Source organism: Pseudonocardia sp. OZ21 (assembly GCF_059359135.1).
This window is the reverse complement of record NZ_JCADBN010000017.1, coordinates 147,824-158,969: the sequence shown is the minus strand read 5'-3', so window position 1 is coordinate 158,969 and position 11,146 is coordinate 147,824. Positions and strand designations below refer to the sequence as shown.

General features: G+C 71.7%; 10 protein-coding genes. 3 read left to right on the top strand and 7 right to left on the bottom strand.

Annotated features, from left to right (window positions below; translation table 11 throughout):
* Together AC5L35_RS30875 and AC5L35_RS30870 are read right to left on the bottom strand one after the other, a co-directional pair.
* The coding region (locus AC5L35_RS30875; protein WP_495063252.1) for a cbb3-type cytochrome c oxidase subunit I at positions 1–1,101 on the bottom strand (1,101 nt) is incomplete at its 3' end.
* Between the two features lie 167 nt (positions 1,102–1,268).
* Positions 1,269–2,078 (bottom strand): PIG-L family deacetylase, encoded by an 810-nt coding sequence (locus AC5L35_RS30870; RefSeq protein WP_495063251.1) that lies wholly within the window; start codon positions 2,076–2,078, stop codon positions 1,269–1,271.
* Between the two features lie 133 nt (positions 2,079–2,211).
* On the opposite strand from AC5L35_RS30870, the gene AC5L35_RS30865 reads away from it, so the two are divergent.
* Complete coding sequence (locus tag AC5L35_RS30865; protein ID WP_495063250.1) at positions 2,212–3,021, top strand: TIGR03619 family F420-dependent LLM class oxidoreductase; 810 nt, start codon at positions 2,212–2,214, stop codon at positions 3,019–3,021.
* A 56-nt stretch (positions 3,022–3,077) separates the two neighbouring features.
* On the opposite strand, the gene AC5L35_RS30860 is transcribed toward AC5L35_RS30865, so the two are convergent.
* Positions 3,078–4,943, bottom strand: coding sequence for an AAA family ATPase (locus AC5L35_RS30860; RefSeq protein ID WP_495063249.1), 1,866 nt, complete (start codon positions 4,941–4,943; stop codon positions 3,078–3,080).
* 91 nt (positions 4,944–5,034) lie between these two features.
* Positions 5,035–6,156 (bottom strand): NDMA-dependent alcohol dehydrogenase, encoded by a 1,122-nt coding sequence (locus AC5L35_RS30855; RefSeq protein WP_495063248.1) that lies wholly within the window; start codon positions 6,154–6,156, stop codon positions 5,035–5,037.
* A gap of 214 nt (positions 6,157–6,370) precedes the next feature.
* On the opposite strand from AC5L35_RS30855, the gene AC5L35_RS30850 reads away from it, so the two are divergent.
* Both AC5L35_RS30850 and AC5L35_RS30845 read left to right on the top strand, forming a co-directional pair.
* A complete protein-coding gene (locus AC5L35_RS30850) occupies positions 6,371–7,975 on the top strand; it encodes a benzoate-CoA ligase family protein (protein WP_495063247.1) in 1,605 nt (534 codons plus the stop codon).
* Entirely contained in the window at positions 7,972–8,391 is a 420-nt protein-coding gene (locus AC5L35_RS30845; RefSeq protein ID WP_495063246.1) for a GNAT family N-acetyltransferase, read from the top strand. Before AC5L35_RS30850 ends, AC5L35_RS30845 begins: the two co-directional genes overlap by 4 nt.
* 19 nt (positions 8,392–8,410) lie before the next feature.
* Here AC5L35_RS30845 and AC5L35_RS30840 read toward each other — a convergent pair whose 3' ends face one another.
* The 3 genes from AC5L35_RS30840 to AC5L35_RS30830 are packed head-to-tail and all read right to left on the bottom strand — an operon-like array spanning position 8,411 to position 10,520.
* Entirely contained in the window at positions 8,411–8,641 is a 231-nt protein-coding gene (locus AC5L35_RS30840; RefSeq protein ID WP_495063245.1) for a ferredoxin, read from the bottom strand.
* Positions 8,642–8,646: 5 nt separating this feature from the next.
* Positions 8,647–9,945 carry an NADH-ubiquinone oxidoreductase-F iron-sulfur binding region domain-containing protein gene (locus AC5L35_RS30835; RefSeq protein ID WP_495063244.1) on the bottom strand — a complete coding sequence of 433 codons (1,299 nt, stop codon included), beginning with the start codon at positions 9,943–9,945 and terminating at the stop codon, positions 8,647–8,649.
* A complete protein-coding gene (locus AC5L35_RS30830) occupies positions 9,942–10,520 on the bottom strand; it encodes a ferric reductase-like transmembrane domain-containing protein (RefSeq protein WP_495063243.1) in 579 nt (192 codons plus the stop codon). Before AC5L35_RS30830 ends, AC5L35_RS30835 begins: the two co-directional genes overlap by 4 nt.
* Between the last annotated feature and the right edge of the window lie 626 nt (positions 10,521–11,146).

Sequence of the window (11,146 nt, the reverse complement as noted above, 5' to 3'; positions counted from 1 at the left end):
CAGGAACGTGACCAGGAAGCCCAGCGCGAACAGCATCGGGGCCTCGAAGGTCATGTGCCCCTTCCACAGCGTCCCGATCCAGTTCACGAACTTGACGCCCGTGGGCACCGCGATCAGGAACGTGGTGAAGGAGAAGAAGGCCAGCAGCACCGCACCGGTGGCGTACATGTGATGTGCCCATACCGCCACCGAGAGAGCCCCAATTCCAATTGTGGCGTAGATCAGGCCCTTGTAGCCGAAGAGCGGCTTACGGGAGAACACCGGGAAGACCTCGGACACGATGCCGAAGAACGGCAACGCGACGATGTAGACCTCCGGGTGCCCGAAGAACCAGAACAGGTGCTGCCACAGGATCGCCCCGCCGTTGGCCGGGTCGAACACGTGCGCTCCGAGTTGCCGGTCGGCCAGCAGGCCCAGCAGGGCGGCGGTGAGCACCGGGAACGCGATGAGGATCAGGATCGCGGTGACGAAGATGTTCCAGGTGAAGATCGGCATCCGGAACATCGTCATGCCGGGCGCGCGCATGCAGACGATCGTGGTGATGAAGTTGACGCCACCGAGGATCGTGCCGAGCCCGGAGATCGCCAGGCCCACGATCCACAGGTCGGCACCCGCTCCCGGGGTGTGGATCGCGTCGGACAGCGGCGTGTAGGCGAACCAGCCGAAGTCGGCGGCACCACCCGGGGTCAGGAAGCCCGAGAGCACCGTGAGCCCGCCGAACAGGAACAGCCAGTACGAGAACGCGTTGAGCCGCGGGAACGCGACGTCAGGAGCCCCGATCTGCAGCGGCACGATGTAGTTCGCGAAGCCGAACAGGATCGGCGTCGCGTACAGCAGCAGCATGATCGTGCCGTGCATCGTGAACAGCTGGTTGTACTGCTCGTTGGACAGGAACTGCTGCCCCGGCTCCGCCAGCTCCGCTCGCATCAGCAGTGCCATGGCTCCGCCGGCCAGGAAGAACCCGAACGACGTCACCAGGTACAGGATGGCGATGTCTTTGGGATCCGTGGTGTGCAGCATCTTGAGCAGCGTGGATCCCTTGGCCGACCGGCGTGCCGGGTACGGCCGCGCCGTGATCGGCTTGGGGGCGACGGCTGTCACTGAGCCTCCTGAGACTGCCTGGCGACTGCGTTGGTCTTGCCGAACTGGTGGGCCACTGGTCATCTGAGCCCGCCGGAATCGTAGCTCTACCCGTCGTCGAAGGCGGCGCCCGGGCCTGGTCTGCGGGCATGACCCACTCCGCGTGGGGGCGGTTTTTCCGGCATCGGCTACCGGAGCGGGATGAACAGCTCCTCGAACAGCTCCGGGGTGGACGCCGGGCTCGGCAGCGGGTCGACGACGTAGAACTCCACGCCCATCCCCATCGCGAACAGCGGGTCGGGCATCGTCAGCAGGAAGTGGTCGGGCCCGATCTGGCTCGCGTGGGCGCGCATCGACGCCTTCTTCTGCTCGACGAAGTCCACCGCGTCGACGCGGTGGGTGATCTCGGACTCCGGCTTGCCGAAGGTCGGCTCCTCGATGAGCGGTGCCTCCCAGCCCTCCGGCAGCTGCCCGGACTTCGCCATGCCGCGGACGCCGCGCGTCATCCAGTCGCGGTTGACGGTGCTCTGCGCCACGACCGGCACGGCCGCGAGCTCGGCGGCGCGCCTGCCCACGCGGTGCACCTGGATGTGGTCGGGGTGCCCGTAGCCGCCGTTGTCGTCGTAGATCGTGAGGACGTCCGGCTCCTCCTCGTCGAGGATCACCGCGAGCTCCCTGGCCGCGTGCTCGACGTCGGCGCGCCAGAAGCAGTACGGGGCGTCGTTGGCGGGCTCGCCCATCATCCCGGAGTCGGTGTAGCCGAGGAACTCGACGCGCTTGGCCCCGAGCGCCTCGGCGGAGGCGTAGCACTCCGCCGAGCGGCGCAGGACCAGCTGCTCTCCCGGCTCGAGGACACCGGGCACGGGTTCGCCCAGCTCACCGCGAGTGGCGAAGACGAGCACGACCCGGTGCCCGGCGGCCGCGGCGCGAGCGAGGGTGCCTGCCGACCCGATGGACTCGTCGTCGGGATGTGCATGGAAGGAGACGATGGTGCCCACGCCGCGAGCCTATCCGCCGCCCGGAACGGGACTTCCGTCGCGATGACGTCGATCATCCGGGCGCCGCCCTGCGCGTGACCCACCTCACGCCGCTCTTGACCACCACGTCGATGTCAGCGCAGATCATCGCTTCATGGACCTCCAGGTGGTGCTGCCCGACGAGTCGCCGGACATGGCGCCGGAGACGCTGATCGCGCTCGGGGAGGCAGCCGAACGGCTGGGCTACCAGACGGCCTGGCTGCCCGACCACCTCCTGCCGCCCGCCCCGTACGGGGACCCCTACGGCGGGGTCTACGAGCCTCTCGTGACGCTGTCCTACCTCGCCGCCCGCACATCGACGATCCGGCTGGGCACGTCCGTGCTCGTGCTGCCGATGCGCAACCCGTTCGTCGTGGCCAAGCAGGTGGCGACGCTGCACCGGCTCTCGGGCGGCCGCGTGACGCTCGGGGTGGGTGCCGGGTGGGAACGGGCCGAGTTCTCCGCTGTCGGCGCCGACTTCACCACGCGCGGAGCTCGCACCGACGAGGGGATCGCCCTGCTCCGGCACCTGTTCGGCGGGGGCGGCCCGTTCGCCGGCCGCTTCCACGGCTACGACACCGGTGTCTTCGCCCCCGACCCCGGGCCGGACGTCCCGATCATGGTCGGGGGCATGTCCGAGCACGCGCTGCGCCGGGCCGCCACGCTCGCGGACGAGTGGCAGGGCTTCGGGCTCGGACCCGAACAGTTCGCCCGCCACGTCGCCCGCCTGCGGGAGCTCACGGACCGTCCGCTGCGGGTGGGCACCCGGATCGAGTGGTGGGGCGGGCGCCCCGCGCTGCAGACGGCCGTCGACGAGACGCGTGCGCTGGCCGAGGCGGGTGCCGATGCCGTGGCGGTCTGGTTCGGCGCGGCCGCTGGGGCCGAGGAGCGGATGGCCGAGTTCGCCACGGCCGTCCGCGGCTGACCGCGCGCAGAAGGGGCGACTCGGGCGCACGGAACGGGCGACTCGCGGGGGTGGGGTCAGGCCAGGATGCGGGTGAGGGCCGGGCCCACGTCGGCGAGCCTGCGCACGGTCTGCGCCCGGCCTGCCGTCCGGGCCGCCAGCCCGGCTGCCGCGGCCTCGGCCTCCGCTCCGCCCAGCGGCACGAGCACGTGGAGGCGGTCGATGCCGGCCAGCGCCGTCGCGGGCTCGCCGCCCACGGTGTGCTTGCAGTCGGACAGCAGCACCACGAGCCGCTCGTCGGCCACCGCGCCTGCGAGCTGGCGCGACGCCTCCCGCAGCGCCGACGCCAGATCGGTGAGGCCGTGGCCGCGCAGGGCGACGAGGTCGGACAGCAGGTCCTCGGGCGGGCGGCGGACGCCCTGCGCCTGCAGCACGCGAACCCCGGCGCCGAACGCGAGCACCGAGGGCTGGAGCTTCCCCTCGGCCGCGACGACGACCCCGGCCGCGGCCACGGCGGCCAGCGCGACGGCGAGGCCCTGCATCGACCCGGAGATGTCGACGAGGAGACAGATCGCGCGGCGGTGCGCCGTCCAGGTGCGGGTGATGATGTCGTCGTGCTCCGGCCGCCGCGACGGGCCGGGCGCCCAGCCGTCGAGGGTGCGGTCGAGGTCGAGGTCGCCGTCGGCACCCTTGGCCGGTCCGAGCCTGCGGGTTCCGCGGGCCCGCGCCGGCCCGACCCGGCCGAGCTGGATGAACACGCGCCCGGCCAGCCTCCTGGCCGCGGCCCGTAGCTGCACGTCGGTGGCCACGGCGAGGTCCGCCAGCAGGGCGGCCGCCGCCTCGGGGGAGGCCGCGAGCGCCTGGTCGAAGGCCTCGGCGTCGAGGGCGCCGAGCTCCGGTGAGACCTGCGCGAACTGCTCGTGACGGGCACGCAGCTCGCCACGGCCCAGCGTCCGGTCGGCGCGGTTGCGGTGCGGGCGATCCCGGGGCCGGCCCGCCGCACCGGGCGGCGGGCCGTCAGCTTTTCCCCGGCGATCCCCGGTCTCCGGGGAGTCGGCCGGATCCGCGGGAGCCGGTCCGTCCTCGGGCCACAGCGCGTCGAGGAGTTCGTCGATCACCGACTCCGGGGTGCGGTCGACGCCGTCGGCCACGCGGATCCGCCCGGACAGAGCCGCGTAGGCGGCGTCGCGGGCCGTCTCGCGCGCCGCCACCTGCTCGCCGCGCAGCTCAGCCAGACCCGTGAGCACGAGTGCGAGGTCGATCGCCCCGCGCACCGACGACCCCATCCGCACGTCGCGGTGGGTGCGGGTGGCCCGGGTGAGCGCCACGGCGAAGTCGGTGACCCATCCGGTCACCCGGCTGACCGAGCCGGTGATCTCCCGTTCCCCGGCCTCGTCCTGGTAGCCGAGCACCACCCGGCACATCCGGTCGGCGATGGCCTGGCTGACCCGCGCGGTGCCGACCGCGTCGAAGGGGTTCATCGCGGCGATGAGCCGGAAGCGCGGGCCGGCGCGCACGGTCCCGAGCCGCGGAACCGCGATCTCGCCCTCGGTGAGCACCGTGATGAGGACGTTCAGCGTCTCCTCGGGGACCCGGTTGAGCTCCTCGAGATAGAGTAGCGCTCCCCCGCGCATCGCGGTGAGCAGCGGGCCGTCCACGAAGCTCGCCGGCAGGTAGCCCTCGGCCAGCACCTGTGACGGGTCGAACGCCCCGATCAGCCGGGCAGGTGTCAGCTCGGCGTTCCCCTCGACGAACACGACCTCCTGGACCGCGTCGCGGGCGATCGAGCGCAGCAGCGTGGACTTCCCGGTGCCGGGCGGCCCCTCGATGACGACGTGCCTGCCGGTGGCGAGCGCGACCGTCAGCACCTCCCGTTCCCGGCGCAGGCCGACGACGGGTGCGGGCACGGCAGCGTGCGACGGCGGCGCGGTCGCTGGCGTCACGGGCGGTACCACCTCCGGAGACGGCCGCGCCGGGCAGCGCGGTGGACGGTGCCCGGCGCGACCACGACTGCTGACGGTCGTCCGGCGGCGGTCAGGCGTCGGGGTCGTGGATGATCACGCCGCGGATGTTCACGCCGTTGACCAGGTCCTCGTAGCCCTTGTTGACGTCGTCCAGGCTGTAGGTGTTGGTGATCAGCTCGTCGAGCTTGAGCTGGCCGGCCTGGTACATGTCCACCAGCCGCGGGATGTCCTTGAACGGGTCGCCCGAGCCGAACAACGAGCCCTGGAGGCGCTTCTCGAACAGGGTGAGCAGGGCCCCGGGGATCTCGATGGTGGTCTTGGACGGGTCGGCCAGGCCCGTGATGACCACGGTGCCGCCCTTGCGGATGGCGTGGAACGCGCTGGTGGTGACCGCGGAGTCGACGACGCCGACGGTGATGATCGCCTTGTCGGCGCCCACCCCGTTGGTGAGCTCCTGGATCACCGCGTGGGCCTCCTCCGCGGTGGGGCAGGAGTGGGTGGCGCCCATCCGTTCGGCCATCTCGCGCTTGTTCTCCAGCGGGTCGATGGCCACGACGTTCGCCGCGCCGGCCAGCGCCGCGCCCTGCACCGCGTTGATGCCGATGCCGCCGATGCCGTAGATCGCGATGGTGTCGCCCGGCTCGGTGGCGGCGGCGTGCACCGCCGAGCCGAAGCCCGTGGGGACGCCGCACCCGATCAGCACGGCCTTGTCGAGCGGAACGTCGTCTGCGACCTTGACGCAGGAGTTCTCCGAGATCGTGGCGCGCTCGGAGAACGTGCCGAGCATGCACATCCCGCCGAGGTCCTCGCCGGAGTCGGAGTGGAAGCGATAGGTGCCGTCGGCCAGCATCCCGTCGAGGATGGTGGCGCCCATGTCGCAGAGGTTGGTCATGCCCGCGGCGCAGAACCGGCAGTGCCCGCAGACCGGCAGGAACGAGCAGATGACGTGGTCGCCCGGCTTGAGGCGGGTGACCCCGGGGCCGACGTCCTCGATGATCCCGGCACCCTCGTGGCCCCCGACGATCGGGAACCGCGGGACGATGTCGCCGTGGCGCAGATGCTCGTCGGAGTGGCAGAGCCCCGCGGCGACGTACTTGATCAGCACCTCCCCCGCCTTGGGCGGGTCGAGGGTGAGCTCCTCGATCACGAAGGGTTGGCCCACCCCGCGCAGTACCGCTGCCTTGGTCTTCATCGACCCTCCAGACATCAGCCGCCGTTGGCTGATCGTGAGTGTGAGTGGCTCCGGCATTGGTAGCAGCACGGGCAGGTCAGGGGAAGGGGCCGGAACCCGACGGAGGGGGCCGTTCGGAGGACATCCCGGCCCGAATCGATCTTCTACTGATCTGTAACGGCAATGGATCTGGATGTAGAGTCCGCCCACCCGAACCGGCAGGGGAGCCGCTTTCATGACCGACCTCTTCAACGCCGCCGAGTACCTGGTCGGACGGCGGGTGGACGCCGGCGACGGCGACCGCGTCGCGATCATCCACTCCGGCGGCACCCTCACCTACGGAGAGCTCTCGGCCGAGGTCCGCCGGGTCGCCGCCGGGCTCGTCGCGATCGGCGTGCGCCCCGAGGAACGGGTGCTGATGTGTATGGCCGACGACGTCGAGCTCGCCACCGCGATCCTCGCCGCCATGTACGTCGGGGCGGTCGCCGTGCCGTCGTCGACGATGCTGACCGGCGGGGAGCTGCGCAAGCTGGTGCTCGACTCGCGCGCCCGCGTGCTGCTGGGTGACGCCCGGTTCTCCATCGCCGTGACGGCCGCCGCGACCGACGCCCCCGACCTGCGGCACGTCGTGCTCACCGGCGACACGGCCCCGGCGGTGGCCGGTCCGGCCGCGCTCACCTGGCACGGCCTGCTCGATGCGGGCGCAGGCACCCCGGTCCCCGCGCCGTACGCGACGTGGGACGAGTCGCCCGCGCTCTGGCTCTACACCTCGGGCACCACGGGCACCCCCAAGGGCGCCATGCACCGGCACACCGACATCCGCTACGTCTGCGAGACCTACGGCACCCAGGTGCTCGGGGTCGGACCCGACGACGTCTGCCTGTCGGTGGCCAAGCTCTTCTTCGCCTACGGGATCGGCAACTCGCTGTTCTTCCCCCTGGCTGCGGGCGCCACGGCGGTGCTCGAACCGTCGCGGCCGAACCCGGCGCTGTACGCCGACCGGGTGGCCGAGCACGGCGTCACGCTCTTCTTCGGCGGCCCGAGCTTCTGGGGCCCCCTGATGGCTGCCGACCTGCCGCGGGAGCGGTTCGCGACCGTCCGCAACGGGGTCTCCGCCGGCGAGACGCTCCCGGCGCGGATGTTCCACGGCGTGCGCGAGCAGTACGGCTTCGAGATCCTCGACGGCATCGGCTCCACCGAGGCGCTGCACATCTTCATCTCCAACGTGGCGGGCAAGGTCGTCCCGGGCAGTTCCGGGTTCCCGGTGCCGGGCTACCGGGTGGAGCTGCGCCGCGGCGACGGCACCGTGATCGAGGGCCCGGGCGAGCCGGGGATGCTCTACATCGCGGGCGACTCGATCTGCACCGGGTACTGGTGCCGGACCGACGTCAACCGGGCGGTGTTCCAGGGTGAGTGGATGCGCACGGGCGACCAGTACGTGCGTGGCGAGGACGGCAGCTACACGTGCCTCGGCCGGGCCGACGACGTGTTGAAGGTGGGAGGGATCTGGGTGAGCCCCACCGAGGTGGAGACCAGGCTCCTGGAGCACCCGGCGCTGGCCGAGGCCGTGGTCGTCGGCGTGCCGGACGCCGACGGGCTCGACAAGCCGGTGGCCTATGTGGTCGCCCGGCCCGCGCAGCGGGTCGACCCGGACGAGGTGATCGCGTTCTGCCGGGCCGGGCTCGCCTCGTTCAAGCGGCCGCGGCTCGTGGTCGAGGTGGACGAGCTACCGAAGACGGCCACCGGCAAGATCCAGCGTTACCGGTTGCGCGCGCTGGCCGCCGCCACCGAGGCCCCCGTGCCCACCACGGCGGCCGACGTCGAGGAGGTGCAGTCATGAGATGGGTGCGCGACACACCAGCGCACTGGGACGCCGACAAGCAGCGGGTGCTCGGCGACCTGCCCCCTGAGCTGTTCGGGTTCGGTTCCCCCACCGACGGCGACGTGCTCGGCGACGAGTGGTGGCGCGTGGAGGACGGTGACCGCGTCGTCGGCTACGGCCGGCTCGACGACACCTGGGGCGACGCCGAGATCCTCGTACTCGTCGACCCGGAGCGGCGCGGGTCGGGGGTGGGCGCGTTCATCCTCGATCGGCTGGAGCACGAGGCCGCGGCCCGGCACCTGAACTACATCTACAACGTCGTGCCCGACCGCCATCCCGACCCGGAGCCCGTGACGGGCTGGCTCAGCGCCCACGGGTTCGTCCCGAACGACGTGGGTGAGCTGCGCAAGCAGGTACCGGCCGGAGCCGCCTGACCACACCCACCGCGCCGGCTCAGGAAGGGCGGTCCTCTGTGAGACGGCGCAGCCGGAGGGCGAGAGTGGGGCAGGCGCTCACCGCGGCCCGCGCCTGTGCCCTGAGCGACGGGGGCACCTCCTGCGAGGCGAGATGGGGATAGCCCCATTCGTCGAGCAGGACCTGCTCGGGGAGAAGCTCGGCGCAGAGCCCGTGGCCGCGGCACATGATGGGATCCACGTCGAGGCCGAGCCGCGTGTCGTCCCCCATCACTCTCACGCGCCCGGACGGGTCGGGGCGGGCACCGGCATCCACCGTGCGGCGTCCACCCACGGGCAGGGGCGGCCGGCGACGTGGTCGGCGATGTCGTCGGCGAACACGCGCAGAGCCGCGGCGGCGAGCCGGCTGGCACCGTCCGGATGTGCGCACGCGCCACGGCCCTGGATCATCCCCAGCCGGTTGCGTAGCCGGTCGAGCGTCTCCCCCGACGGGTCGCCACCACGCACGAGGGCGTCGACGTCGTCGGCGACCGCCGGCAGCCCGAACATGCACGGCCCACACTGCCCGGCCGACTCGACCGCGAGGTAGCGCAGGGTGCGGGCGGTCTCGGCGATGCCGCAGGCGCGTTCCGGCAGGGCGACGAGCGCTGCCGTGCCCATCACCGTGCCCGCTTCCCGGCAGTCCTCGTGCGCGAGTGGCAGCGCGTGCGTCTGCTCGATCGGCATCCAGCTGCCACCCAGGCCGCCCATCTGCACCGCCTGCAACGGCTCGGACTCACCGCCCGCCTCGGCCAGTACCGCACCGACCGGAGTTCCGAGCTCGACCTCGTACACGCCCGGCCTGCGCACGGCACCCCCGACGGTGACCAGCGTGGTGCCCGGGGACTCCGCCGTGCCCGCCGCCCGGAACCACTCCGCGCCGAAGCGGGTGATCAGCGCCAGGTGCGCCAGCGTCTCGACGTTGTCCACCAGCGTCGGTCGGCCGCCGACCCCTCGCTCCGCCGGACGGGGCGGTGTGACGGTGGGCCGGGCGTCCCCCGTGTTCAGGAAGTTGACCAGAGCCGACTCCTCACTGGCCACGTACCGGTGCGGCACCTGCGCCACCCGGATCGTGATCTCCTCGTGGCGCCGCGCCTGGAGGGCTGCGTAGACGTACCAGGCGTGGGCATCTCCCTCACCCACGCAGATGGTGGCCTCTTCCGCGCCGACGGCATGGCAGGCGAGCAGGACCCCGTCGATGACCAGATGGGGCGCGAACTCGAGCAGCTTCGCGTCCTTGACGGTGGCCGGGTCGCCGTCGCAGCCGTTCGCGACCACGACCGGTCGCCCCCGCCCGGCCGCGACCGTCCGCAGCTTGCGGCTCATCGGGAAACCCGCCCCGCCGCGGCCACGCAGGCCCGACCGGTCGACCAGATCGATCAGCTCAGCAGGCCCGTCCACGCCCACCGGGAGCGGGCCGTAACGGGCGAGGTGGTCGGCCCACTTGGCAGGGGCCCCGCTCTCGACCGAGCCGGCCAGCAGGCGCACGCTCCCGGTCGGCGCGTCCGGACGGGGCATCCGCGCAGCCGCGGTCATCGCCTGGCCGCCTTCGCGGCCCGTCGCGCGTCCCGGTCTGCGTCGACGCTCAGCCATCGCCGCACGATCGCTGCCGCGACCGCCACCCCGCACCCGGTGTAGATCGCCACCATCCAGCCGAGTCTCCTGTCGTTCGTACCGAGACCCAGCCCGTGCGCGATCGCCAGCGGCCAGCTCGCATACGCCATGACGTGCACGGCCCGCCAGTAGCGGAAGCCGATCCTGGGCCGCAGCACGCTGGTGACGATCGCGGCGAGCAGCAGTTCGAGCGCCACGGTTCCCATTCCGAGCCAGATCGGGTGGGGGACGGCGGAGGAGTACGGCACCAGTGCGACCGGCCAGGAGAGGCCGGAGTGGGGTTTGCCGATGGCGATCACGACGTGCATGAGGAGGAAGCCGACCGCCAGCAGCGACGCGTTGCGGTGTACGGCGTGCATGGCGAACCGGGGAAAGCTCGCGCTCGAGGCCCGTCCGGCGTGCATGGTGCCGAGCACCACCGTGACCGTCAGGAGAAGGGTCGCGACGAGCCCCGTGGCATGGCCTGCGGCCGTGAACACGTCCTCCGTCGCTACCACGCCGGTCGGGCGCGTTCCGGTTCTGCAGAACCAGTGGGGAGCAGAACTGTCGACATCCATCGGGTTGGGGTCCTGGTCATGATCGAGGGGGAGGTCCATCCGCGCGAGGGACCGACGGGGGTGCGGAGCGGGGCGCTGCTCCGCCCGGGACCACCGCCGCGGATGAGGGGCTGTCGACCCGTATCTCGTCTCGTGGGGGCGAGTAGGGCGACGCCGCGGACAGCCCCGTCTGCGTGAGCACAACCCAGAACAGGATCGCCAGCGCTGCGCTGGTGACCGCGCTCGCGGCAGTGACGAGCGCGATCAGTTTTCGGGCCCGGGCGCGGCGGAAAATGCGGCCGTGCAGGGCCGCATTCGACGGTGGAGAGTTGTCGTGACAACTACTCTCTCGCGATTTCGGGGAGCGCATTTCAGCGCCGTCGGGGAGGAGACCAGCCGGTCGGGGAGCGGCCACCACTCGATCTATATCCGGTACGTGTTCGCGCTGCCACTCATATCTCAAGCTCCTTTCTTCGATTCAGCACAACGTCCATGAGGTTAGCAACGGGTGGCCGATATCGAAAGTCTGAAGTCGATTTGATCATTCCTCCGAGCAATATTTCCAGATCCGAGGTAAAAATACTCCG

Bases quoted from the DNA above. Each gene is read 5' to 3' on its own strand.
- AC5L35_RS30865 (WP_495063250.1), top strand. From the start codon at position 2,212: ATGGACCTCCAGGTGGTGCTGCCCGACGAGTCGCCGGACATGGCGCCG.
- AC5L35_RS30855 (WP_495063248.1), bottom strand. From the start codon at position 6,156: ATGAAGACCAAGGCAGCGGTACTGCGCGGGGTGGGCCAACCCTTCGTG.
- AC5L35_RS30850 (WP_495063247.1), top strand. From the start codon at position 6,371: ATGACCGACCTCTTCAACGCCGCCGAGTACCTGGTCGGACGGCGGGTG.
- AC5L35_RS30845 (WP_495063246.1), top strand. From the start codon at position 7,972: ATGAGATGGGTGCGCGACACACCAGCGCACTGGGACGCCGACAAGCAG.
- AC5L35_RS30840 (WP_495063245.1), bottom strand. From the start codon at position 8,641: ATGGGGGACGACACGCGGCTCGGCCTCGACGTGGATCCCATCATGTGC.
- AC5L35_RS30835 (WP_495063244.1), bottom strand. From the start codon at position 9,945: ATGACCGCGGCTGCGCGGATGCCCCGTCCGGACGCGCCGACCGGGAGC.